Annotated in this window: 21 protein-coding genes and 1 tRNA gene; 11 read left to right on the forward strand and 11 right to left on the reverse strand. The window is 59.8% G+C overall.

The features are described 5' to 3' along the window. Positions 1 to 181 precede the first annotated feature (181 nt). A tRNA-Asp gene (locus tag AB5Y83_RS06860) sits at positions 182 to 258 on the forward strand. Positions 259 to 737: 479 nt separating this feature from the next. Here AB5Y83_RS06860 and AB5Y83_RS06865 read toward each other — a convergent pair. Beyond that, positions 738 to 1,103, reverse strand: a complete 366-nt coding sequence (locus tag AB5Y83_RS06865; protein ID WP_139442142.1) for a YijD family membrane protein — start codon at positions 1,101 to 1,103, stop codon at positions 738 to 740. A 19-nt stretch (positions 1,104 to 1,122) separates the two neighbouring features. Beyond that, complete coding sequence (fabR, locus tag AB5Y83_RS06870; RefSeq protein WP_005339921.1) at positions 1,123 to 1,743, reverse strand: HTH-type transcriptional repressor FabR; 621 nt, start codon at positions 1,741 to 1,743, stop codon at positions 1,123 to 1,125. A gap of 147 nt (positions 1,744 to 1,890) precedes the next feature. Here fabR and AB5Y83_RS06875 point away from each other — a divergent pair, with 147 nt between their 5' ends. Further along, positions 1,891 to 3,009 (forward strand): fatty acid desaturase, encoded by a 1,119-nt coding sequence (locus AB5Y83_RS06875; protein ID WP_139442143.1) that lies wholly within the window; start codon positions 1,891 to 1,893, stop codon positions 3,007 to 3,009. Between the two features lie 210 nt (positions 3,010 to 3,219). On the opposite strand, the gene AB5Y83_RS06880 is transcribed toward AB5Y83_RS06875, so the two are convergent. Further along, on the reverse strand, positions 3,220 to 3,363 hold the full coding sequence (locus AB5Y83_RS06880; protein WP_162182404.1) for a hypothetical protein: 144 nt from the start codon (positions 3,361 to 3,363) through the stop codon (positions 3,220 to 3,222). Positions 3,364 to 3,550: 187 nt separating this feature from the next. Here AB5Y83_RS06880 and AB5Y83_RS06885 point away from each other — a divergent pair, with 187 nt between their 5' ends. Continuing rightward, positions 3,551 to 4,177 carry a lysoplasmalogenase gene (locus AB5Y83_RS06885; RefSeq protein WP_139442144.1) on the forward strand — a complete coding sequence of 209 codons (627 nt, stop codon included), beginning with the start codon at positions 3,551 to 3,553 and terminating at the stop codon, positions 4,175 to 4,177. Positions 4,178 to 4,254: 77 nt separating this feature from the next. On the opposite strand, the gene AB5Y83_RS06890 is transcribed toward AB5Y83_RS06885, so the two are convergent. Continuing rightward, entirely contained in the window at positions 4,255 to 5,808 is a 1,554-nt protein-coding gene (locus tag AB5Y83_RS06890) for a DHA2 family efflux MFS transporter permease subunit (protein WP_368174902.1), read from the reverse strand. Next, complete coding sequence (locus tag AB5Y83_RS06895) at positions 5,808 to 6,860, reverse strand: HlyD family secretion protein (RefSeq protein WP_005348510.1); 1,053 nt, start codon at positions 6,858 to 6,860, stop codon at positions 5,808 to 5,810. The genes AB5Y83_RS06890 and AB5Y83_RS06895 overlap by 1 nt, the downstream gene beginning before the upstream one ends. A 96-nt stretch (positions 6,861 to 6,956) precedes the next feature. On the opposite strand from AB5Y83_RS06895, the gene AB5Y83_RS06900 reads away from it, so the two are divergent. Next, positions 6,957 to 7,859, forward strand: a complete 903-nt coding sequence (locus AB5Y83_RS06900; protein ID WP_139442073.1) for a LysR family transcriptional regulator — start codon at positions 6,957 to 6,959, stop codon at positions 7,857 to 7,859. A 9-nt stretch (positions 7,860 to 7,868) separates the two neighbouring features. Next, complete coding sequence (locus tag AB5Y83_RS06905) at positions 7,869 to 8,183, forward strand: DUF2007 domain-containing protein (protein WP_005339933.1); 315 nt, start codon at positions 7,869 to 7,871, stop codon at positions 8,181 to 8,183. Positions 8,184 to 8,194: 11 nt separating this feature from the next. Here AB5Y83_RS06905 and AB5Y83_RS06910 read toward each other — a convergent pair whose 3' ends face one another. Next, positions 8,195 to 9,478, reverse strand: coding sequence for a dicarboxylate/amino acid:cation symporter (locus tag AB5Y83_RS06910; RefSeq protein ID WP_139442072.1), 1,284 nt, complete (start codon positions 9,476 to 9,478; stop codon positions 8,195 to 8,197). Positions 9,479 to 9,687: 209 nt separating this feature from the next. Here AB5Y83_RS06910 and AB5Y83_RS06915 point away from each other — a divergent pair, with 209 nt between their 5' ends. Beyond that, entirely contained in the window at positions 9,688 to 9,933 is a 246-nt protein-coding gene (locus AB5Y83_RS06915; RefSeq protein ID WP_005357633.1) for a YecH family metal-binding protein, read from the forward strand. A 99-nt stretch (positions 9,934 to 10,032) separates the two neighbouring features. Beyond that, the gene (locus AB5Y83_RS06920; RefSeq protein WP_041202392.1) at positions 10,033 to 10,632 is read left to right on the forward strand and encodes a YhgN family NAAT transporter; all 600 of its coding nucleotides are present in this window, start codon (positions 10,033 to 10,035) and stop codon (positions 10,630 to 10,632) included. Between the two features lie 76 nt (positions 10,633 to 10,708). On the opposite strand, the gene AB5Y83_RS06925 is transcribed toward AB5Y83_RS06920, so the two are convergent. Beyond that, a complete protein-coding gene (locus AB5Y83_RS06925) occupies positions 10,709 to 11,677 on the reverse strand; it encodes a LysR family transcriptional regulator (protein WP_139442071.1) in 969 nt (322 codons plus the stop codon). Between the two features lie 276 nt (positions 11,678 to 11,953). On the opposite strand from AB5Y83_RS06925, the gene tatA reads away from it, so the two are divergent. The 3 genes from tatA to AB5Y83_RS06940 all read left to right on the forward strand — a co-directional run bounded on the left by tatA (position 11,954) and on the right by AB5Y83_RS06940 (position 14,085). After that, the gene (tatA, locus tag AB5Y83_RS06930) at positions 11,954 to 12,115 is read left to right on the forward strand and encodes a twin-arginine translocase TatA/TatE family subunit (RefSeq protein ID WP_005339944.1); all 162 of its coding nucleotides are present in this window, start codon (positions 11,954 to 11,956) and stop codon (positions 12,113 to 12,115) included. 16 nt (positions 12,116 to 12,131) lie between these two features. Then, positions 12,132 to 12,434 (forward strand): YfcZ/YiiS family protein, encoded by a 303-nt coding sequence (locus AB5Y83_RS06935; protein ID WP_139442070.1) that lies wholly within the window; start codon positions 12,132 to 12,134, stop codon positions 12,432 to 12,434. 229 nt (positions 12,435 to 12,663) lie between these two features. Beyond that, entirely contained in the window at positions 12,664 to 14,085 is a 1,422-nt protein-coding gene (locus AB5Y83_RS06940; protein WP_021231555.1) for a lytic transglycosylase F, read from the forward strand. Here AB5Y83_RS06940 and AB5Y83_RS06945 read toward each other — a convergent pair. Beyond that, positions 14,063 to 14,239, reverse strand: a complete 177-nt coding sequence (locus AB5Y83_RS06945) for a hypothetical protein (RefSeq protein WP_005339947.1) — start codon at positions 14,237 to 14,239, stop codon at positions 14,063 to 14,065. The two genes, AB5Y83_RS06940 and AB5Y83_RS06945, sit on opposite strands and share 23 nt — an antisense overlap. Before the next feature lie 73 nt (positions 14,240 to 14,312). Between AB5Y83_RS06945 and AB5Y83_RS06950 the strand changes: the two genes are divergently transcribed. Continuing rightward, positions 14,313 to 15,566: a phosphatidylserine/phosphatidylglycerophosphate/cardiolipin synthase family protein gene (locus AB5Y83_RS06950; protein ID WP_139730914.1), complete on the forward strand. Its 1,254-nt coding sequence runs from the start codon at positions 14,313 to 14,315 to the stop codon at positions 15,564 to 15,566. Positions 15,567 to 16,098: 532 nt separating this feature from the next. Here AB5Y83_RS06950 and AB5Y83_RS06955 read toward each other — a convergent pair. From AB5Y83_RS06955 to AB5Y83_RS06965, 3 genes are all read right to left on the reverse strand, one after another. After that, positions 16,099 to 18,654 carry a TRAP transporter permease gene (locus AB5Y83_RS06955; RefSeq protein WP_047434608.1) on the reverse strand — a complete coding sequence of 852 codons (2,556 nt, stop codon included), beginning with the start codon at positions 18,652 to 18,654 and terminating at the stop codon, positions 16,099 to 16,101. A 103-nt stretch (positions 18,655 to 18,757) separates the two neighbouring features. Further along, positions 18,758 to 19,729 (reverse strand): TAXI family TRAP transporter solute-binding subunit, encoded by a 972-nt coding sequence (locus AB5Y83_RS06960; protein WP_139472768.1) that lies wholly within the window; start codon positions 19,727 to 19,729, stop codon positions 18,758 to 18,760. A 415-nt stretch (positions 19,730 to 20,144) separates the two neighbouring features. Continuing rightward, entirely contained in the window at positions 20,145 to 22,298 is a 2,154-nt protein-coding gene (locus AB5Y83_RS06965; RefSeq protein ID WP_368174903.1) for a S9 family peptidase, read from the reverse strand. Positions 22,299 to 22,514: the final 216 nt, after the last annotated feature.

Here is a 22,514-nt window from a genome sequence, read left to right on the forward strand (position 1 = left end):
TGATCCCATGCCGAACTCAGAAGTGAAACGCGGTAGCGCCGATGGTAGTGTGGCATTCGCCATGCGAGAGTAGGACACTGCCAGGCACCCAATTATACGGTGATGTGAAAACACATAGCCGGCTGCGAGGATGACACCTCATAAGAAGCGGCAAATGATTTAGCGCAAGCTAACCGAATGCGGAGCGGTAGTTCAGTCGGTTAGAATACCGGCCTGTCACGCCGGGGGTCGCGGGTTCGAGTCCCGTCCGCTCCGCCACTAATTTGAAGGCCTTCCCGATTGGGAAGGCCTTTTTGCTATGGGCGTTTTTGTCCATAAGTCCCACAGATTTGTACGCAAGAACCAACACAAAGCCCGGTTTCATAACCGGGCTTTTGTATTTTTAGCGCCTTAAACCACCAATATCTGGCTTTTCTCTGCCAAGTAAGAGTGCCAGATAGCCGATTATTTCCACCATTTTCTGGCTATATCCGAGCTCCGTGAGTTTCATTTGCGGCCACCTGAACGAGTCTACAGGCGGTCAAATCAGGTTTCTGTCGCTTGCTGACTACAGGACAGTCCCATATTGACCACCCCCTCTTCCATCTGCACATAGATCTTGAAGCCCAGCAGCTTGGCTAGGTTGGGAATACCGAGATTGCCGTATTAATCAGGTATCGTTCAAGCAAAGAGGCCTTCCCGACGGGAAAGCCTCTTTGTTTTATCTATCAGCTGATTAGCATCACTCGGTCTATTTATCAGGGCTTCTCTTTGTTGCCAATGCTCAGGCCGAGCTTGATGGAGAGGGCCGCCAGTAACAGCAGCATCATGATCAGGGAGAAGAAGTTGCTGCCAAGCTCCGGGTATTGCACCTTGAGCAGCGCGGAGTGGCCGAAGACACCGATAAAGAAGCAGAGCAGGGTGCAGATGGGGGTGTTGCCCACCATGGGTTCATGGCGATAGTGCTGGAACAGCTGATAGGCCGCCAGCCAGAGGGCAATCAGCGGAAAGAAGGAGAAAGGCACGACCGAGTTGGTCAGCACGGCCAGAGAGGCATCGCCACAGATACCAATCAGCATGGCCATGGCGAGCGGTTTTTTCGGGATCATAAGCTGTTCAGGCATGTCGTTCTCCATCCTGTGGTCATGGGTGAGGTTCACGGCGCTTCTGGTTTTGTACCTCGGCGCCCATGGCGATCATCCGCAGTTGGCGAATTGTTCGGTCGGAGAGTGCCCGGCACTCTTCGCTGGTCATGTCGAGCGCATCGGCACCGGCACTGAAGACGATGGTAACCATGGCTTCTGCCTGGATGTAGGCATCTTCCCGTGGTGCTTCGGTGGTGGCTTCCAGATAATCGGTTAGCTCGGCAATGAAGTGCTGGATTTCGCGAGCCACCGCCTGACGAAAGGCGGCCGAGGTGCCGGAGCGTTCCCGCAGCAGCAGCCGGAAGATGTTGGGGTTGTTCTCGACGAACTCCATAAAGGTCTGCACCGAGGTGCTGATGACACTGCCACCACCGGCAATGCGCTGGCGTGCCTGGCGCATCAGTTGGCGTAGGGTGAGACCTCCTTCGTCAACCAGGGTCAGGCCCAGTTCCTCCATATCGCGAAAGTGGCGATAGAAAGAGGTGGGCGCGATACCCGCTTCGCGAGCGACTTCCCGCAGGCTGAGATTGGAGAAACTCCGATTGGCGCACAGTTGGCTGAATGCAGCATCGATCAATGTACGCCGGGTTTTTTCTTTTTGTTGAGCGCGAATACCCACGAAATCAGTCACCTTCAGCTTAACGAGGACAAATGATAACCCGAAGGCGCCTCAGGATCAGGTTTGTATCCTACTTTTTTACCATTGACCGTGAGGAAATCACCATAGAAAATGGCTAACAGCTGTTCGCTGAAAGGATGCAATGAGATGGCCAGACCCCCCATTATTTTCACCAATACCCTGCTGTTCTCCCTCTCCGGGATAGTGGCGTTGATTGTCGTGCCCTGGTACGGCATGAGCCACGGTTACGATCTCTGGCAGTGGGCCAGTTTCCTGTTGTTGTTCTGCCAGAGTGGTCTCTCCATCACCGCAGGCTATCACCGGCTCTGGTCGCACAAGGCTTACAAGGCGCACCCCGCTTTGCAGTGGTTATTTGCCATCGGCGGTGCGTTGGCGCTGCAGAATTCTGCCCTGCACTGGTCGGCCGATCACCGCCGTCACCATCGTCATGTGGATGACAACGATAAAGACCCCTACAGCGCGGGGCGCGGTTTCTGGTATTCCCACATCGGCTGGATGCTGCGGGAGCATCAGGGAGATCGCTATGGCGATTACAGCAATGTGCGTGATCTGCAGAACAACCCGGTGGTCGCGTTTCAGCACCGTCACTATCTGACGCTGGCACTGGCGGCCAATCTGGGGCTGCCGCTGCTGCTCGGCCTGTGGCACGGGGATATGCTCGGCATGTTGTTGCTGGCAGGTGTCTTGCGGATGGTGATGACGCACCACACCACCTTCTTCATCAACTCGCTGGCCCACATCTGGGGCAGTCAGCCCTATACCGATCGCAATACCGCTCGCGATAACGGCATCCTGGCCTTTTTCACCTTTGGCGAGGGGTACCACAACTTTCACCACCTGTTCGAGAATGATTACCGCAACGGCATTCACTGGTGGCAGTTCGATCCGACCAAGTGGTTGATCCGGCTCGCCTCCTGGTGCGGTCTGGCGGGAGATCTCAGATCTTCGCCGGAGGAGCGTATCGAACAAGCCCGGCTGCAGATGCAGCTGAAACGGGCACAAGCCAAGTTGCGCAAGCAGGAAGATCGCGAACTGTGGCAGGCGCTGCTGCAGGAGGAGTACGACAAGCTGAGCCAGCAGTTGCAACACTATTACGCCAGTCGCAAGCGGCTGCTGGACCTGCGCAAGCGCAAGGCGCTGGCGCGCTATGACCGCCTCAAGCTGCAACTGGAGTATCGGGCCCTGCGTGACGGCTTCATCGCTGGTAAACGCAACTGGAGTCGCCTGCTGGCAGGTATTGCATGATGCCGTCCGGTTATCACAGAGACTAAAAGAGAAGACCGCCTGCTGGCGGTCTTCTCTTTTATGATTCAACTCAAGCTAGTTGGCTTGGCTCTGCTGTTGCTGCAACTGATCCAGTGCCTGTTGTTCCTGCTGGCTGAGACCCAGTTGTTCACAGGCCTGCTCAAAGCTGATCCCCGGATGGCGCATCATGATATCCAATAACGGGAGGGCTTAGTTGGCTTGGCTCTGCTGTTGCTGCAACTGATCCAGCGCCTGTTGCTCCTGCTGGCTAAGACCCAGTTGTTCGCAGGCCTGCTCAAAGCTGATCCCCAGATGGCACATCATGATATCGATGGCGGGCAGATAGTTTTTCATAGCTTCTTCCATGGTGATCCTCCAGACCCGTCACTTATGCCCTGAACCACTCGGTGCGGCAATTAGACTTTAGGCTTAGCCTGCCCATTTGATAAGCACCCCTGCCACTGGGGGAGGGAATTTGTTACCCTGCACCATGATAAAAACGGTTGCCGTATGACTGCGAGCAACAGGTGAGGAGCAGGGCATGTTATTGAGTTTCTTGATCATCGCTTCAGGTTGGTGGCATATCCGTGCTGCCTACGGTGCAGACAGCCGCCAGTTCTATATCAGCAAGCCGCTGACCATGCTGCTTATCATTGCGTTGGCGTTCGGCTACCAGAGTTATGACCACGATGGCTCACACGCCTGGATCCTGCTTGGCCTCTGCCTCTCGCTGGCGGGCGATGTGCTGCTGATGCTGCCAAGCGATCGCTTCATTCAGGGGTTGGCGGCATTTCTTGTCGCGCATCTCTGCTATATCGTCGGTTTTGCCCAGGGGCCGTTGTTGCTCAATCTGGTGGATGGTTTGCTGCTGTTGCTGATCGCCGGCATGGTCTTTGGTCTGCTGTGGGGCAAGCTGGGGGAGATGCGGATCCCGGTCTTCTGCTACATGCTGGTGATCATCGGCATGGCCTGGGTGGCTGCCGGTGCCTGGCACGCCTCTCTCACTGCCGGTTCTGCCGCCGCTCTGGTGGGGGCGCTGATGTTCCTCTTCTCCGACAGCATGCTGGCGCTCGATCGCTTCCGCCGCCCCTTTCCCCACGCCCGCGCCTGGGTGATGAGTAGCTACTTCGCAGCACAATTCCTGATTGCAGGGTCGCTGGCGGGATAACGCTTTCTGGTTGAGTGCAGGTAACAGATAACGAAAAACGGGCATTGGCCCGTTTTTCGTTTTATGCCCGGCGTTTTTCACGCCTCTAGCGGTTCGGCATCCGCTGCCCGGGGGGCGGGGGATTTGAGCAACAACATCAGGCCGCTGGCGATCAGCAAGAAGATCCCCATGATGTAGAACACCTGGTTGTAGGCCATGATGGCCGCTTCCCGGTTGATAGTATTGGCCAGCATGGCGTGGGCTTGCTGCTGGGCTATCTCGGGGCCTGAACCCTGCGCCATCATGTTCTGGGCCAGCTGCAGCAGATAGCTCTGCCCCTCGATACTGCTGGCGGCCAGAGTGCTGCCAATCTGCAGCACATGGGTGCGGGTATCGTTGTCGAGCAGGGTCGCGATGATGGCGATACCGAACGCACCACCGAGGTTGCGCAGCACGTTGAGCAGGGTCGAGGAGGAGGGAATCTCGTCGTGGCTCAGGCTGGCGGTAGCGACCAGGGAGAGCGGCACCATGATGAAGGGCTGCCCCAGCGCCCGCACGATCAGTGACTGGATCAGCTGCGGCCCGGCGTAGTCTGCACTCATGTTGACGTTCATAAAGCAGCTGACGGCGAAGATCAGGAAGCCGAAGCTCACCAGATAGCGCGGATCTATCTTGTGGGTCAGTTTGGGCACCAGCGGTAGCACCAGCAGTTGCGGCAGACCCATCCACATCAGGACTTCGCCGATCTCCAGCGCGTTGTAGTTGTGGATCTGGGTCATGTAGAGCGGCAGCACATAGATGGAGCCCATCAGCGCCATGCCGAGGATCAGATAGGCGAAGCAGGCCAGCGCGAAGCGCGGGTTGTGCAGCAGCCGCAGATTGACCAGCGGGTGACGGCGGATCAGTTGGCTGATGACGAAGAACACCAGCGCAACCGCCGAGATGACCGCCAGCCGCACGATGAAGCTTGAGCCGAACCAGTCTTCCCGGTTGCCCTCCTCCAGTACCACCTCCAGCAAGCCGAGGCCAAGCGCCATGGTGACGATGCCGATAAGGTCGACCCGCTTGATCACCTCCCAGTCCACCGGTTTTTTATCCAGCCCGTGGGCCAGCATGGCCATCACCAGCAGTCCCGGCGGCACGTTGAGATAGAAGATGTAGTGCCACGACATCTGCTCGGTGAGCCAGCCGCCGAGGGTTGGGCCGATGGCGGGGGCGAAGGTGGCGCAGAGGCCAAACAGCGCCATGCCGGTGGCCCGCTTCTGTAACGGCAACAGGGTGACGATGAGGGAAAAGGCCATCGGGATCAGCGCCCCGCCAGTGAAGCCTTGCAGCGCCCGGAAGACGATCATGCTGGTGAGGTTCCAGCTGAACGAGCAGAGCACGGAGGCGGCGATAAAGGCGCCGGTGGTCCAGAGCAGGTAACGGCGCACACTCAACCCTCGGCTCAACCAGCCGCTCAGGGGGATGGCGATCATCTCCGCCACCAGATAGGAGGTGGAGATCCAGGAGCTCTCGCTCAGGGTGGCCGACAGGGCCCCCTGAATGTCCTTCAGGGAGGCATTGGTGATCTGGATATCGAGGATGGCCATAAAGGCGCCGATAAGGCCCCCCATGACCGCGATCCAGTTGCGACGTGGAATGGGTTCCATCAGTTGGCAGCCACCACGGGATCAGGAGTGCGGGTATCCACGATCACTTCGGTCGAGAGACCCGGCAGCAGCTTGCCTGCCAGCGGGCCCGGCTCGGGGATGCGGATCTTCACCGGTACCCGTTGCACGATTTTGGTGAAGTTGCCGGTGGCATTCTCCGGTGGCAGCAGGGCGAACTTGGCGCCGGTCGCTGGGGCCAGGCTGTCTATGATCCCTTCGACCGGTTGATCCGGGTAGGCATCGAGTACCACTTCGACCTTCTGGCCCGGCTGCATATGGGCGAGCTGGGTCTCTTTGAAGTTGGCCTCGACCCACACCTGCTGCAGCGGCACCAAACTGGCGACCTGCATGCCGGACTGGACGTAGAGCCCTTCCCGCAGGCTGCGCTTGCCGATGATGCCATCGGCCGGTGCCCGCAGCTCGGTATAACCTAGCTCCAGCTTGGCCTGCTCCAGTTGTGCTTCGCTCAATGCCAACTTGGCCAGATTCTGTTTGCGTTCAGCATCCAGTACCAGCAGTCGCTCACGGGCCGCCTGCAGGGCGGCTTGGGCCTCCCGGGCTTGCGCCTGATTGACCTGCAGGCCGGCACGAACCTCGTCCAGACTGTCTTGCGAGCTGTAGTGGCGCTGGTTGAGCTGACTGATCCGGTTGACCTGCTGGCTGGCACGCAGCTGTTCGGCATTGGCGGAGGCGACCTTGGCCTCGGCCTGCTGGATCAGGCTTAGTTGTTGGGTGCGGGTGGCAGCCAGATTTTCGGCCGTCGCCTGATTGAGGCGCAGGTCGGCTTCGGCCTCCGCGACCCTGGTTTTGTATTCGCGATCATCGAGACGGGCTATCAGTTGGCCCGCTTTGACCGGCTGGTTGTCGGTGACCAGCACTTCGCGGATATAGCCGGGCAGCTTGGAGCTGATCCCGGTCACTTCACTCTGCAGGTAGGCGTTGTCGGTGCTTTCAAAATAGCGGCCGTGAAGATACCAGTAACCGGCGAACAGCAGACCGAGCAGCGCCAATATCATGGCTGCCAGCAGGGGAATTTTTTTGTGTTGACTCATTTTTGTGATTCCTGAACTTAAGGGGCGCAGGCTAACACTGGTCAACTGTTTCGATTAGTATTGGTTCACGAGATATACAGTTTCACTGGTGCAACAATGGATCTCAATGCCGCGTTAATTCTGGTGCGTATCGTCGACAAGGGCTCGTTTACGGGGGCCGCCCGCGAGCTGGGGATGACCAAGGCGATGGTCAGTCGCCGCATCGCCGAGCTTGAACAGCGGCTCGGAGTGCGTCTGCTCTATCGCTCCACTCGTCAGCTCACTTTGACCGAGGAGGGGGAGAAGTACTACCTGCACTGCAGCAAGGCGGTCGATGCCCTGACCGAAGCCGAGCTGATGCTGAGCGCCAGCCAGCAGGAGGTGACCGGCACCCTCAAACTGGCGGTACCCATCGAGACGGGGCAACTGGTGGTCGGGCGCTTGGTCGCCAAGTTTTTGCAGGCCTATCCCGCCCTGCAGGTGGAGCTGGAGCTGACCAACCGGGTGGTGGACCCCATCAGCGAAGGGCTGGATGCGGTGGTGCGGATTGGTGACATGAGCGACTCCAATCTGGCGGCGCGCCGACTCTGGAGCACCGGAAGGCTGCTCTGTGCCAGCCCGGACTATCTGGCCCGTAGTCCGGTCATCGAGCGGCCGGAGGATCTGGCCAACCACGAGCGGGTGACGGTGAGCAGCGGGTTTCTCGCCTCTCATTGGTGCTTCGAGCTGGATGGCAGAGAGGTGCTGGTTGACCCCCCATCCCGTTTTCGGGTCAATAATATTACCTGTGCCCGAGAGGCTGCGAAGGCGGGGGTGGGGTTGGCTTCGTTACCCGCTATGCTCTGTCAGGATGAGCTGGCCAGCGGCGAATTGGTGATCCTGCTGCCAGAGTGGCAGCAACCCAGGGTGCCGATTTATTTGCTGTTTCCGGAGCGGCAACTGATGCCGCGCAAGTTGCGGGCATTCATCGATTTCATGATTGATAACGGCGCCGAGTTTGGCATCGACAAGTTGTTGTAAGGGGGAGCTATGGATAACTGGATCAATCTCTATCGCGCCTCACACACCCTGGAGGCGCACGCGTTGAAAGGGGCGCTGGAGGCGGAAGGCGTGCTGGTGCGCCTCAATGGCGAGGGGCTGTCTGGCGCCCTTGGCGAACTGCCGGTCGACATGTTGCAGGTGACCCTGATGGTGCGGGCCGAGGATCGCAGCAAGGCAGGACGGGTCATCGAGCGTTACCAGCAGCGTCAGGGAAACGGCTGGCTGTGCGGCCAGTGCGGGGAGGAGAACGGCGCCAACTTCGACGTCTGCTGGCGCTGTCACCACGATCCCCACGACAGCTGAGCTTTCTTCCGCTAGCGCGGCGGGAACTCGATATCTTCCCCTGCGCTGGCATCGTGATAGGTCGCCAGATCCAGCTCGTTTTCGCTGCGGGCGATCAGAACCGACACCAGAATATCCCCCGAAACATTGACCGTGGTGCGCGCCATGTCGAGGATCCGGTCAATGCCTGCAATCAGTGCCACCCCTTCCAGCGGCAAGCCCACCGCCGTCAGGGTCAGGGTCAGCAGCATCAACCCGGTGCCCGGGGTGCCTGCGGTGCCGATACTGGCCAGGGTGGCGATGCTGATGATGGTCAGGTAATCGACCATGTGCAGATCCACCCCGAACGCCTGAGCTACGAACAGCGCAGTCACTCCCTGATAGAGGGCGGTGCCATCCATGTTGATGGTGGCGCCGATGGGCAGCACCTTGGCGGTGATGGCGGGGGAGACTCCCAGCCGCTTCTCGGCGCAGGCCAGACTGATGGGCAGGGTGGAGTTGCTGGAGCTGCTGGTAAACGCAACCGCCTGGGCGTCAACGATGCTCTTGAAGTAGTGCAGCGGATTGAGCCGTGCCAGCAGGAGCAGCAGGGTGCTGTAGACCCCGAGCACGTGCAGCAGGCAGCCGAGGTAGACGGCGCCGATCACCTTGAGCAGCGGCAGCAGCAGATCGAGACCGTACTTGCCGGTCATCCAGGCCATCAGGGCGCAGACACCATAAGGGGCGAGCGCCATCACCATCTGGGTCAGCTTGAACATCCCCTCGGCCAGCGAGGTGAAGAAGAGGATGGCGGGGCGGCCACGGCGACCGCTGGCATTGAGGGCGACCGCCAGCGCCACCGCAAAGACGATCACTTGCAGGATCTTGCCATCCACCATCGCCTGTACCGGGTTGCTCGGCACCAGATGGCTCAGCACGCTGGCCAGGGTGGGTGGTTCCGACATACCGATCCGCTCATAGGGGCCCATGTCGGCACCCATGCCGGGCTCCAGCAGCCAGCCCATCATCAGGCCGATGCAGATGGCGATGGCGGTCGAGCAGAAGTAGAGGCAGATCGCCTTGCTGCCGATGCGATCGAGGGCTTTGCCCTTGAGCAGCGAGGTGAGACCGGCGATGACCGAGCAGAAGATAAGGGGCACCATCAGCATCTGGATGGTGTTGACGAACAGGACGCCAAGGGGCTTGAGCAGCAGGGCTTGCTCTTCAAAGCTGACGCCCAGACCCACCCCTGTCAGCATGCCGATCAGGGTCTTGAGCCAGAGTGGTCGGCGGGTCCAGATCTGCCAGGGCTTGAGAGCCTCTCCATGGAACAGCATGACGCCAATATCCTTATACATTGTCTGCGATGGCCAAAAAGGGGCGCCAGTGTAGCGATCCCTGACGCGGGTTGCCACATTATCGACAAAGCGGTGGCGGTGACCACTCCCCTGACCAGGTAATGCGCAATTTATTGGCCTATATCAAGATCCCTCCGGGCGGGGAGATATTTAATTGGCATTAAATATGTTAATTATTGAGGTGAGAGATGTCGCAATCGGTTCATGGTCATGAGGTGATGGAAATGATGTTGGCGCAAGGGGGGCAATTTACCCGTGCCAGCCTGAAACAGGCGATGGCCGAGCGGTTTGGTGCCGAGGCCCGTTTTCATACCTGCAGCGCCAGCGAGATGGATGCAGAAGCGCTGATCGACTTTCTGGCCGCCCGCGGCAAATTCATCGACTCGGCCGAAGGTTTCCAGACCCGCGCCGACAAGATCTGCAACCACGGTTAATCCCGCTGCGAGCGCATCATGGCGCTCGCTCAATTCTTCGCCCTTTGCTATATTTCGCCCCCTCTCTTTTCCCTATTCAGGGCGTAGCCCGGGCGTTGTATGGATACTTTCTCTGCCGCAGTCATGCTGTTTCTGATCATGGACCCGCTGGGCAACCTGCCGGTCTTCCTCTCTATCCTGCGTCATATCGATCCCAAGCGACGTCGCAAGGTGATGGTGCGCGAGCTGCTCTTCTCGCTGGCCATCATGATGCTGTTCCTGTTCGTCGGTCAGCAGATCCTCGGCTTCCTCAACCTGCGGCAGGAGGCGGTCAGCATTGCGGGGGGGATCATCCTGTTCCTGATCGCCATCAAGATGATCTTCCCAAGTGAGGGGGGCGTGACCGGGCTGGCGGCGGGCGAGGAGCCCTTCCTGGTGCCGATGGCGATCCCGATGATCGCCGGTCCGTCGATCCTCGCATCGTTGATGCTGCTGGCCAATCAGGAGCCCGCCCGGATGGTGGACTGGTCGCTGGCGCTCTTTATGGCCTGGGCCGCCAGCGCGGTGATCCTGATGTTCTACGAGGTATTCAACAAGCTGCTGGGTGAGCGGGGACTCACTGCGGTGGAGCGGCTGATGGGTATGCTGCTGGTGATGATCTCGGTCCAGATGTTGCTGGACGGGGTGCATCACTATCTGGCGGTGACCGGTCAGGGCTGAGTGGGTTACATCTAGAAGTGAATGAAACGGGGCTACGCAGAGCCCCGTTCTTTTTTCCTACCGAGAGGACGTGCAGTCACTCGTGAGTGGTCGCAGCGGGTTCCAGTTTGCTCATGATAAGGGACAGCAGCAGCTCCCGCAGCCAGCGGTGGCCCGGATCCTCGCTGTGACGCTGATGCCAGATGAGCAGATGGGAGATGCTGTCCAACCCGATGGGCAGCGGCAACTGCAACAGCGGATAGACCTGGGTGGCGTGGCGGGCGTAGAGCCGGGATAGCGTCACTATCATGTCGGAGTGCATCCCCATCCGCAGCGCCGCCTCGAAGGAGGGTACGGTTGCCTCGATACGCCGGTAGAGATCCTGCTCTGCCAGCTTGTGATCCAGCATCCAGCGGTCCCGCCCCTCGCAGTAAGTCTGCACATGGGGATAGCTGAGGTAGTGCTCCAGATTCCAGTTGGGCTCCCGCAGCGCGGGGTGGTGCTGCTGCACCAGACAGGTAAGATCATCGACCGCCAGCACTCGCTGACAGATGCTGTCGGGCAGGGTATCGAGCCGATAATCGGAGCTGATGCAGTTCTCCCGCACTGCGAAGGCGATGTCCACCTGTCCCTGACTCATCTCGGTCAGACTGTTCTCGGTCCACTCCTCGTAACGCAAGCGGATCCGTGGTGCCTGCCGCTTCAGCTCGCTCAGGTAGAGCGGGGCAAACAGGGTGAAGGCGCTGTCCATGCTGGCGATGACGAACTCCCGCTCCGAGCTGGCGGGGTCGAACTCGGGCGGCTGGATCAGGTTGTCCAGCGACAACAGGATGGGTTGCAACTGCTGTTGCAGCGTCAGGGCTCGACCAGTGGGTTCCAGCCCGTAGGCAGAGCGGATGAAGAGGGGATCATTGAAGGTATCGCGCAGACGGCCGAGGGCTTTGCTGACGGCGGACTGGCTCAGATGAAGGCGGCGTGCCGCCTTGCTGCCGTTGCGCTCTTCTAGCAGCACCTGCAGGATAATCAGCAAATTGAGGTCGATGCGACCCAGTTGTTCCAGCAGCATGATATGAATCCCCTTCAATTCTAAGATGAATTTATACCATTTGTTTTCATATCTTGGCGATCTTATCCTCGAATGGTCTCAGGTTCGCATGAACCACTGGTACAGGATGTAGCGGTTGAGGGGACATGTAGCACAATCAATATGGCGACCTCAGGGTCGCCCTATTTTTTGGCTATGATTTATTTGCTCACTTGCACCTGCCTTGATTTTGCCCAACAATCCCTGCGCTCTATTTTGATACAAGTAACAGATATCTCTTTGTGAGGGAGTATCCCTATGGGACTCGGTGGAATTCATATCTGGCATATGCTGATCCTCTTGCTGGTCGTTGTGCTGGTCTTCGGCAGCAAGCGTCTTGCCAGTGCAGGTGAGGATCTGGGTACCGCCATCAAAGATTTTCGCAAGGCGATGCGTGACGACGCAAATCATCCGAAATAAGCAGTAGGAGTAGAAAATGTCTGTAGACGAGAAAGTTGAACTGAACGAAACCTGTGACAGCTGCGGCTGTTTTGCCGAGATCGGCACCATCATCGGCGAAGGCGACGATGTGATGGATCTGGTGATTGAAGCCGCTGCCGAGGCTGATGCCTGCGCCAAGCTGGCTGCCTATGAAGCTCTGGCCAAACAGGTCACTGCCGAAGCTCAAGTGAGCAGCGAACTGACTCAGGGCGCCAATGGTGTGATCCTGAAAGCACGCCTGCAATTCACCTGCACCGCCGAAAAACTGATTTTCGAAATGCGGGCCCGCTCTATCTGAGTTGTCTGATAACGCGGCAGGTTTGCCTGCCGTGTTGACCCTTCTGCTGTGGGTCGGCGTTCTATAGTTACTCTATCCCACAGACGTTTTTGCCCGGCGCGAGTCGGCCAACAGAAGGCGCAAACATCATGACGCAGCGATGGATCTCTGCCCCCAATCCCACCCTCTATCGTGATCCGTGCTGCCAACAGGCAGCAGGTGTGACGTCATCACATGGGCAGCCATCGTGATGCGACGCTGGATCTGGGCTCTGCTGGCCCTCTGTTGTTTTCCCCTGCTGGCGGCTGAACTCAAGCCACAGCGTCTGCCCCAACCCGGGGACCTCGAAAGCATTCTGCAAAAGCGCGAACTCAGGGCGCTGGTGGTCTATGAGCGCGGCTTCTATTTTCTCGATCGCGGCGCCCAGTACGGCATTCTGGTCAATCAGCTGCAAGGGTTCGAGCGCTGGCTGAACAAGACCTATCTCGCCAAAGAGAAGGTCAAACTCAAGGTGGTCTACATCCCGGTGCGGCAGGACAAGCTGCTGGACTATCTGACCGAGGGGCGTGGCGATCTGGTGGCGGCGACCATGACGGTGACCCCGACCCGGCGTGAACAGGTGGCCTTCTCCCGGCCGCTCATTTCATCCATCGAGGAGTGGGTGGTGAGCCAGCAGAGCCTGCCCGCCTTCAGCCGCATTACCCAGCTCTCCGGCAGGCGGGTCTGGGTGCGTGCCAGCTCCAGCTACTACGAGAGTCTGCGCCAGCTCAACTGGCTGTTTCGCGAGCTGGGGCTGCCCCCCGTCTATATCGAGACGGTGCCCGAATATCTACAGGATGGCGATCTGCTGGAGATGGTGGCCGCTGGCATTATTCCCCTGACGGTGACCGACAGCTACAAGGGACGGATCTGGCTGGGTGGCATGATCTCCGGCCTCAAGGCTCACAAGTTGATCCCCCTGCGCAGCAACGGCACCAGCGCCTGGGCGCTGCGCAAGAACAGCCCCGAGCTGCTCAAGGCGGTCAATGGCTATCTGGCGAGTGTCAGCCGCAACAGCCTTTACAGCGACATGACCCTGCGCCGGTTGCTGGTTCGCAGCGATCAGATGAGCAATATCCTGGCGCCGGACCCTATGGGGCGCCTCGCGACCATTCGCAAGGTGCTGGAGAAGTACGCCAATCAATACGATCTCGACTGGCTGATGCTGGCGGCGCTTGGCTACAAGGAGTCCGGCCTCAATCCCAAGGCGCGTTCGCCCAAGGGGGCCGTGGGCCTCATGCAGTTGCTGCCTAGTACGGGGCGGGAAGTCGGCATCAACGGCGCCAGACTCACCACGCTGGAGGGCAATGTGGAGGCCGCCTGTCGCTACATGCGGTTGATCCTCGATACCTACTTCAATGATCCCAAGCTGGATCGGCTCAACCGCCACCTGTTTGCCCTCGCCGCCTACAACGCCGGGCCAAACCGGGTGCAGGCGCTGCGAGGCAAGGCGGAGAAGCTGGGGCTCGATCCCAACGTCTGGTTCGGCAACGTGGATCAGCTGGTGGCCAACGAAGTCGGACAGGGGCCGATCAACTATGTCGGTACCATCTACAAGTACTACGTAGCCTATCGTTTCAGCCTGCCCCAGATCGAGGGCAAGGCTGCCGCTATCGAAGCGGCTCAGCCCTGAGCCGGTTGACCGGCAGGGTCGCCTGCACGGTCGGCAATTGCCAGCCACCGTCCCTGTGTTGCAAAAACCAGTGAGCAGGGCCGGTGGCTGGGATGAGATCTGGCTGGCTGAGCTGGCCCAGATAGCGCAACATCGGGGTATCATGCAGTTCCATCAGCAACTCCTTTTGAATATGTGAAGAGGCTCGCCAGCGTTATGACACCCGGCCATGACAGCAGGATGACACCATGATCCCCGGATCCTTTGCCCTGATCGATGATCCCCTGCTGGCGCTCAAGGTGCGCTGCCACTGGATCCGTCATGCCCGCGAGCGGATCCAGGCGCAGTACTACAGCTGGGAGGAGGACAGCAGCGGCAAGCTGCTGCTGAGCGAGCTGCTTCACGCCGCCCGGCGTGGTGTCAAGGTGCAGCTGCTGGTGGATGATCTCTATGCCGGTGACAACCGCTTTCTGGAGATGGTGGCTCACTACCCGGGGATCGAGGTGCGGCTGTTCAACCCCTTCTGGCTGCGGGGCTGGCGCCCGCTGGCACTGCTGCTGGAGGGGCTGCTCAGCTTTCGCCGCATCAACCACCGGATGCACAACAAACTGCTGCTGGTGGATGGCAAGCTGGCGCTGATTGGCGGGCGCAACATCGGTGATCGCTACTTCGGTCTGGATCCGCAAGCGCCCTTCGTGGATCTCGAGCTCGCCTGTCAGGGGGGGCTGTGCCAGCAGATGGCACAGGGGTTCGAGCAGTTCTGGCACAGCCGCTGGAGTCACCCCATCCGCCATCTGCTGCGCCGCGAGCTGCTGCCCGCCGAAATAGAGGTGGTCAACGACTTCCTGTTTACCATGACGGATCCGGCGGTAGCGACGGTCTACGATCTGCCCGCGGCGCTGTTTGACGAGCGCGATTTGCCGCTGCAATGGCATGAGGGGCGGGCCGAGGTGTGGTTCGACCGTCCCGGCAAGGGGCTGATCTCCCGCCCCACCACCGCCCGCCAGCTCTGGCGCCAGCTGGCTGACAATCCCGGCTCGCTGGGGCTGGTGACCCCTTACCTCATCCTTACTCGCGGGTTCCGGCACCGTCTGGCGCGGCTGCGTCAGCAGGGGGTCGCCATCGACATTCTCACCAACTCGCTGGCCAGCACCGATGTGCCACTGGTCTATGGCGCCTATCAGCGCTATCTCGGCTGGTTGCTGCGCCAAGGGATCCGGGTCGCCGAGTTTGACCATGGCCACGGCAGCCTGCACGCCAAGCTGATCCTGCTGGGGGAGGAGCGGGCGCTGTTCGGCAGCCTCAACCTCGATCCCCGCTCGCTCTTTCTCAATACCGAACTGATGCTGCATCTGCACTGCCCGCCGATCTGCGAGGCGCTGCGAACGTGGCTGGCTCGCTGGCAGGAGCAGGCGGGTGGATTGCCGCACAAACCCGAAGGGTGGTCAAGGCGACTGATAGCACGCCTGAGTGACTGGTTGCCCCTGCGTCGTTGGCTGTGAGGCGGCCATTTTTTGTGCGAGATCTCGCAAAGCCTTGTAAGCCATTGCTGATGCCCTTTGCGGGTGAATAACCATGCATGAATCTATCTTGCTGTTTTATAACAATTTAGCGGTGATGATAAGGCTGTTTTTTGTACTCTGATGTGAATGGAATTAGCATAAAAACGTTTTTTATTTTGTTTTTATGCGTAATATTTCAGTTGCAAGGACAAACACGGCGGCCTGTCTGCCGTGTGGACGAAGGTTGTAACGGGTAGCTGGTCGGTTGCATTGCTGCAATTGGCGCGCACTTCAGATGGGTCGCGAACTATCGGAAAGTGAAACAGAGACCCGGCGTGGCCGGACTCCAATATGGAACATGCTATTTGCGAGGGGGTGACATGGACATGTCACCCCACTTTTTTGGCCGTTCGCCACCGTTTACCTTTTTCCATGACTGTTGCTCATCACAAGAGCCGCAGAGGGCAAGGCAATAACAAGGCAATAAAAAGAGGGCCGCAATAGCGGCCCTCGGTCTCATCTGCCCGGTGGATTAACCGGCCTTGACGCTGCGGCGACGCTGCAGCCAGACGATCGCCCCGAACAGCAGGAAGCCCGGGATCCACATCCACTCCTTGGTCCAGCGCTCGGTCGGCGCCTTGACGGTGAGGATCTCCTGATCGAACTCCAGTCCCATGGTGGCGGCCGGGCTGCCAAAGGCGACGTTGTCGATCAGCGTCTTGCCATCCTGCTCATAGAGGCTCAGCCCCAGATTGGCCAGCCGCTCTTCGCCATTTGCCCCATCCGGTACGGCGACCAGCAGGGTGAACTTGCGTGGCTTGCCCACTGCATCTTCACCGAGGATCCGCAGCCGCAGGGTGCTCTCCGCCTCCACTTCACCCATGGTTTGGGCCAGCTGGGCAGGCGGGGTCTCGCGATAGGGGTCGTGCACCATGTCCATCCAGAAACCCGGGCGGAACAGGGTAAAGGCGACCAGCAACAGCAGCACGCTCTCGTACCAGCGGCTCTTCACCAGGAACCAGCCCTGGGTGGCGGCGGCGAAGATCAGCATGGCGATGGTCGCCACAATGAAGATCAGCACGCCGTGGGCGAAGTCCACGTCGATCAGCAGCAGATCGGTGTTGAAGATAAACAGGAACGGCAGCGCTGCGGTACGCAGGCTGTAGTAGAACGCGGTGATCCCGGTCTTGATGGGATCGCCCTTGGAGACGGCCGCTGCCGCGAAGGAAGCCAGTCCCACCGGCGGCGTCACATCCGCCATGATGCCGAAGTAGAAGACGAACAGGTGCACCGCGATCAGCGGCACGATCAGCCCGTTTTGCTGCCCCAGCGTCACCACCACCGGTGCCAGCAGGCTGGAGACGACGATGTAGTTGGCCGTGGTCGGCAGCCCCATGCCGAGGATCAGGCTCAGCAGTGCGGTGAGCAGCAGCATCAGCAGCAGGTTGCCCATGGAGAGGAACTCCACCAGATCCGCCAGCACCAGACCAACCCCGGTCTGGGAGACCGCACCCACGATAATCCCCGCGGTGGCGGTGGCAATGCCGATACCGATCATGTTGCGGGCACCTGCGACCAGCCCTTCCCGCAGATCCACCACGCCGTCAGCGACGGTTCCGTAGTCGTGCTTGCCGTCCTTGCGCAACCAGTTGAGCAGCGGGCGCTGGGTCAGCAGGATGATCACCAGCATCACGGTACCCCAGAAGGCCGACAACCCCGGCGAGAGGCGTTCCACCATCAGGCACCACACCAGTACCACCACCGGCAGCAGGAAGTGCAGGCCGGAGAGCAGCACGGCGCGGGTGTTGGGCAACTCGGTGAGCGGCTTGTCGGGATCTTCGGCAGGCAGCGGTTCATTGCTGGCGGCGATCTTCAACAGAGCCACATAGGTGGCAGCCAGCAGTACCGAGATCCCCGGCAGTGCGTAGTCACCCAGTGCAGGTTTGAGCCAGCCGAGGCCATAGTAGACCGCCAGTGACAGGCCGCTGATGAGGGCCGCGCCAAAGGCAAAGCCGGTCAGGCGGCGCAGCCAGGGCTTGGGTTGATGGTTGCCGATGGGCTGCATGCCCAGTTTCAGCGCCTCCAGATGGACGATGTAGAGCAGCGCTATGTAGGAGATGGCGGCAGGCAGGAAGGCGTGCTTGATGATCTCCACATAGGGGATGCCCACATACTCCACCATCAGGAAGGCGGCGGCCCCCATCACCGGCGGCATGATCTGGCCGTTGACCGAGGAGGCCACTTCCACCGCCCCCGCTTTCTCTGAACTGAAGCCCACCTTCTTCATCATCGGGATGGTGAAGGTGCCGGTGGTCACCACGTTGGCAATCGACGAGCCGGAAATCAGACCGGTCAGGCCGGAGGCGACCACTGCTGCCTTGGCCGGGCCGCCGCGCAGGTGACCGAGCAGGCTGAAGGCGAGCTGGATAAAGTAGTGACCGGCACCGGCCCGCTCCAGCAGGGCGCCGAACAGCACGAACAGGAACACGAAGCTGGTGGAGACGCCAAGGGCGATGCCGAACACCCCTTCGGTGGTGATCCACTGGTGGTTGGCCAGCGCGGTGAAACCTACCCCGCGGTGTGCCAGCAGTCCCGGCATCCAGGGGCCTGCCAGGCTGTAAACCAGAAACACGATGGCGATGACCGCCAGTGCCGGCCCCAGGGCGCGGCGCGCCGCTTCCAGCAGCAGCGGAATGCCGATGCAGGCGGTCACCAGATCGGCGGTGGTGAGGGTGCCGGGACGCAGCGCCAGCGCTTCATACATCACGAACAGGTAAGAGGCGGCGCCAGCAGCGATCAGACCGAGGGCGATATCGCCGAGAGGGACCCGATCTCGCGGCGAGGAGCGAAATGCCGGGAACACCAGAAAAGCGAGCAACAGGGCAAAGGTGAGGTGAATGGAGCGGGTTTCGGTGTCATTGAGTACGCCAAACCCCACCATGAAGGGGAGTGGCGAGGCGATCCAGAGCTGGAACAGGGACCAGGCCAGCGCCAGCGCTGTGATGAGCCAGCCCATGATGCCCAGCGGCAGGCGAGCGCCCACATCCTGGGCGATCAGTTCCTCGGTAGAGAGTTGTTTATCTTGCATAGGGTTAACTTGTGCCAACGAGTACAACAAGAGCGACACCCGCCCCCGCAATCAGGCGGCGGACGGGTGTCGAAGAGAGTGACAAAGGCCCCGGGGCCTTCAATCAGAGCCAGCCGCGCTCTTTGTAGTAGCGGGCAGCCCCTTCATGCAGCGGTGCAGAGAGACCTACCTTGATCATGTCGGCCTCTTTCAGGTCGGCAAAGGCAGGGTGCAGGCGCTTGAAGCGATCCAGGTTGTCGAACACCGACTTGACCAGCTGATAGACCACTTCCGGATCGGTTTTGGCGCTGGTGGATAGCACCGCTTTGCCACCGATGGAGGGGGTCGGCTTGTCGCTGCCCTTGTAGATGCCGCCCGGGATCTCGGCCTTGCTGTAGTAGCTCTTCTCGGCCAGCAGTTTGTCGATGTCGGCGCCGGTCACAGGTACCAGTACCGCATCAGTGGTGGTAGAGGCTTCCTGAATGGCACCGTTCGGGTGACCGACGAAGTAGCTCATGGCGTCGATGTTGTTGTCACCGAGGGCGGAGGCCTGTTCGGCCGGTTTCAGCTCGGAGACCAGACCGAAGTCACTCTTCTTCCAGCCTTTGACCGCCATGATCTCTTCCATGGTGTCACGCTGGCCGGAGCCCGGGTTGCCGATGTTGACGCGCTTGCCTTTCAGGTCGTCGAAGCTGGCGATCTTGGCATCGCGGCGAGCCAGGATGGTGAACACCTCGCTCTGCAGGGAGAAGACGGCGCGCATATCGTCCATGGCCCCTTCGGCCTGGAACGGTGGCAGCCCCTTCATCGCCTTGAACTGGTGGTCGGATTGCATGATGCCGAAGTTGAATTCACCGCTGCGGATGCCGTTGACGTTGGCTACACCGCCGCCACTGGCCGGGGCGTTGCACTTGATCTGGTGATCGGCGGCGCCGCGATTGAGGAAGCGGCAGATGGACTGGCCAGCGACATAGTAGACGCCGGTCTGACCGCCGGTGCCTATGGTCACGAAGCGCTCCTGCGCTTGTACCGGACCACCGAATGAAACACCGACCAGAGCCGCCGACAGGGCGCATGCCAAAGTTAATCCTTTCATTTTTTCTCCCTTTTCTTTGATTTTTTTTTATCCGATCCCCGGATAAATTGATGGCAATCCCGTTCTGCGCCGGGCTTGCCCGCTCTTCTCGTTGCGCGAAAGCGGGGGAGTTGATCATCCCCCTTTCCGGCAGTCACCCTCATCCTGTGGTGAGGCTACCGACCTCCTGTCGGTCGAAGATAAATTGGCCCCTGAGGGGCCAAATAAAAAGTTGCAAGCACTCCGATTAAGCACATTCACCCAACATAAATCAAACGAAATGGCAAAATAGCGGAGTTAAATCTTGAGAAACATGACCTCGATCATTCATTTTCTTGCCGAAGATTAATTTGATATGGAGGGAAATGGAAGAGGGAAAAACTACGAGAGGATTCTTATGCGGCCCTTGAATGACAAGGGCCGGAGTCATGAGAGATCAGTTGGCCGGGGTGGCCAGATCCAGGATAAAGGCGTATTCCAGCGCGATATCCTCGTAGGCTTTGAAGCGGCCCGACTTGCCGCCGTGGCCAGCGTCCATGTCGGTGTTCAGTAACAACTTGTTATCATCTGTCTTCAGTTCGCGCAGCTTGGCGACCCACTTGGCGGGCTCCCAATACTGCACTTGCGAGTCGTGCAGCCCGGTGGTGACCAGCAGGTTGGGGTAGGCTTGAGCCTTCACCTGATCGTAGGGGCTGTAGCTCTTCATGTAGTCGTAGTAGCGCTTCTGGTTCGGGTTGCCCCACTCGTCATACTCCCCGGTGGTGAGGGGGATCGACTCGTCCAGCATGGTGGTGACCACATCGACAAACGGCACCTGCGCCACCACGCCGCGATAGAGTTCGGGCGCCTGATTGATGACGGCCCCCATCAGCAGGCCGCCGGCGCTGCCGCCCATGGCGTAGACCTGATCCCTGGCCCCGTAGCCTTGCTCAACCAGCGCCTTGGTGACATCGATAAAGTCATTGAAGGTGTTCTGCTTTTTCAGCAACTTGCCATCTTCGTACCAGTGACGGCCCAGCTCTTCACCACCCCGGATATGGGCGATGGCGTAGACGAAGCCGCGATCGAGCAGGCTCAGGCGCGAGCTGCTGAAGTCGGGATCCATGCTGGCGCCGTAGGAGCCGTAGCCATAGACCAGCAGCGGATTCTTGGGCGCATCGGCCTGCTCTTTCTTGAACTTGTCCTTGCGATAGACCAGCGACACTGGCACCGATACGCCGTCGCGGGCGGTCACCCAGAGTCGCTCGCTGGCGTACTGGTCGGCCTTGAAGCCGGCCACCGGCTGCTGCTTGAGCAGGGTGCGCTTACCGCTCGCCATGTCCAGCTCATAGGTGGAGGCGGGGGTGGTCATGGAGGAGTAGCCATAGCGCAGGGCGCTGGTATCCGGCTCCGGGTTGTAGGCGAGCCAGGTGACATAGGCGGGATCGTCGAAGGCGATCTCCTTCTCGTCGCCGCTCTGCCAGTTGATCTGGCGCAGTCGGGTCAGCCCCTTGTTGCGCTCTTCCAGTACCAGCCAATCCTTGAACAGGGCGTAGCTCTCCAGCAGCACGTCCGGATTGGGGGCGATCACCGCCTTCCAGCGATCGACCGGGCTCTCCTTGGTCTCGTAGAGGCCGAAGTTCTTGCCGTCCTTGTTGGAGCGCACATAGAAGCGGCCGCGGTAGTGATCCAGGCTGTATTCGTGATCCACCTGACGGGGCAGGAACAGGCGGGGGGCGTGCTCCGGCTGGTTGGCATCGATCAGCCGCGCTTCGCCGGTGGTGGTGCTGGAGAGGGCGATGACGATGAAATCTTCCGAGGTGGTGGCGTAGAGGCTGATGTAGAAGGAGTCATCCTTCTCCTCGTAGACCAGCTTGTCCGTGGCCGGATCCGTCCCTAGCGTGTGGCGATAGACCTGATACGGAAGCAGGGTCTGCGGGTGCTTGCGCACATAGAAGACGGTCTTGTTGTCGTTGGCCCACACCAGATTGCCGGAGGTATTTTCCAGTTTGTCGGTGGCCCACTGGCCGCTCTCCAGATCGAGGAACTGGATCTGGTACTGACGGCGGGAGAGGAAATCTTCCGCCACCGCCAGCCAGCGATTGTTGCGGCTCACCTCAAGGGCGCCGAGGGCATAGAACTCGTGCCCTTCTACCCGCTGGTTGCTGTCGAGCAGCAGGCTCGCCTGCTCTTCACCGAGCTTGGTGCGCGAGTAGATCCCGTACTCCTTGCCCGGCTCATAGCGGGTCTGGTAGCGGTAGCCGTTCTTCACATAGGGTACCGACTCATCCTGCTGGGGGATGCGGGCGACCATCTCCTTGTAGAGCTGTTCGCGCAGGGGTTGGGTCGGCTTGAGCATGGCCTCGGTATAGGCGTTCTCGGCCTCAAGGTATTGCAGCACTTCCGGCGCCTGACGCTGGTCGTCGCGCAGCCAGTAGTAGTTGTCGATGCGGGTGTCCCCGTGCTTTTTCAGTGTGCGGGGATGTTTGGCGGCCACGGGCGGCTGGATTGGATGTTCGCTTGTCAGCATGGCGGGCTCTTCATTGGCATAAGTGGGGGGGAGAACTGTCAGAAAGGCTAGCAGCAGAACTCCTCGGGAAAAGGTAAACATGTCGCATCCTTGGCGCTGGAAAGGGTTGGTAGACCTGAGCATCGGCTCCATGAATTGGCGTTAAATCTGCCCCTTGTTGCCGGTGGTTGCAAGCAATCCCTTGTTATTGCAGGAAATGTAATCAAAAAAAGCCGCTATCTCGCGATAGCGGCCTTCTTTCTGGCCATGAGCGGCAAGAGTCCGCTCAGGTGTGCCTCACATGATATGGGAGTGCCC

Origin of the sequence: Aeromonas sp. R5-4 (assembly GCF_040908215.1) — a bacterium.
Lineage (GTDB): Bacteria > Pseudomonadota > Gammaproteobacteria > Enterobacterales > Aeromonadaceae > Aeromonas > Aeromonas veronii.

Excerpts from the sequence above, each read along its gene's own strand:
- AB5Y83_RS06865 (WP_139442142.1), bottom strand. The coding sequence starts at position 1,103 with ATGCCTGAACAGCTTATGATCCCGAAAAAACCGCTCGCCATGGCCATG.
- AB5Y83_RS06875 (WP_139442143.1), top strand. The coding sequence starts at position 1,891 with ATGGCCAGACCCCCCATTATTTTCACCAATACCCTGCTGTTCTCCCTC.
- AB5Y83_RS06880 (WP_162182404.1), bottom strand. The coding sequence starts at position 3,363 with ATGAAAAACTATCTGCCCGCCATCGATATCATGATGTGCCATCTGGGG.
- AB5Y83_RS06885 (WP_139442144.1), top strand. The coding sequence starts at position 3,551 with ATGTTATTGAGTTTCTTGATCATCGCTTCAGGTTGGTGGCATATCCGT.
- AB5Y83_RS06890 (WP_368174902.1), bottom strand. The coding sequence starts at position 5,808 with ATGGAACCCATTCCACGTCGCAACTGGATCGCGGTCATGGGGGGCCTT.
- AB5Y83_RS06895 (WP_005348510.1), bottom strand. The coding sequence starts at position 6,860 with ATGAGTCAACACAAAAAAATTCCCCTGCTGGCAGCCATGATATTGGCG.
- AB5Y83_RS06900 (WP_139442073.1), top strand. The coding sequence starts at position 6,957 with ATGGATCTCAATGCCGCGTTAATTCTGGTGCGTATCGTCGACAAGGGC.
- AB5Y83_RS06905 (WP_005339933.1), top strand. The coding sequence starts at position 7,869 with ATGGATAACTGGATCAATCTCTATCGCGCCTCACACACCCTGGAGGCG.
- AB5Y83_RS06910 (WP_139442072.1), bottom strand. The coding sequence starts at position 9,478 with ATGCTGTTCCATGGAGAGGCTCTCAAGCCCTGGCAGATCTGGACCCGC.
- AB5Y83_RS06915 (WP_005357633.1), top strand. The coding sequence starts at position 9,688 with ATGTCGCAATCGGTTCATGGTCATGAGGTGATGGAAATGATGTTGGCG.
- AB5Y83_RS06920 (WP_041202392.1), top strand. The coding sequence starts at position 10,033 with ATGGATACTTTCTCTGCCGCAGTCATGCTGTTTCTGATCATGGACCCG.
- AB5Y83_RS06925 (WP_139442071.1), bottom strand. The coding sequence starts at position 11,677 with ATGCTGCTGGAACAACTGGGTCGCATCGACCTCAATTTGCTGATTATC.
- tatA (WP_005339944.1), top strand. The coding sequence starts at position 11,954 with ATGGGACTCGGTGGAATTCATATCTGGCATATGCTGATCCTCTTGCTG.
- AB5Y83_RS06935 (WP_139442070.1), top strand. The coding sequence starts at position 12,132 with ATGTCTGTAGACGAGAAAGTTGAACTGAACGAAACCTGTGACAGCTGC.
- AB5Y83_RS06940 (WP_021231555.1), top strand. The coding sequence starts at position 12,664 with ATGCGACGCTGGATCTGGGCTCTGCTGGCCCTCTGTTGTTTTCCCCTG.
- AB5Y83_RS06945 (WP_005339947.1), bottom strand. The coding sequence starts at position 14,239 with ATGGAACTGCATGATACCCCGATGTTGCGCTATCTGGGCCAGCTCAGC.
- AB5Y83_RS06950 (WP_139730914.1), top strand. The coding sequence starts at position 14,313 with ATGATCCCCGGATCCTTTGCCCTGATCGATGATCCCCTGCTGGCGCTC.
- AB5Y83_RS06955 (WP_047434608.1), bottom strand. The coding sequence starts at position 18,654 with ATGCAAGATAAACAACTCTCTACCGAGGAACTGATCGCCCAGGATGTG.
- AB5Y83_RS06960 (WP_139472768.1), bottom strand. The coding sequence starts at position 19,729 with ATGAAAGGATTAACTTTGGCATGCGCCCTGTCGGCGGCTCTGGTCGGT.
- AB5Y83_RS06965 (WP_368174903.1), bottom strand. The coding sequence starts at position 22,298 with ATGTTTACCTTTTCCCGAGGAGTTCTGCTGCTAGCCTTTCTGACAGTT.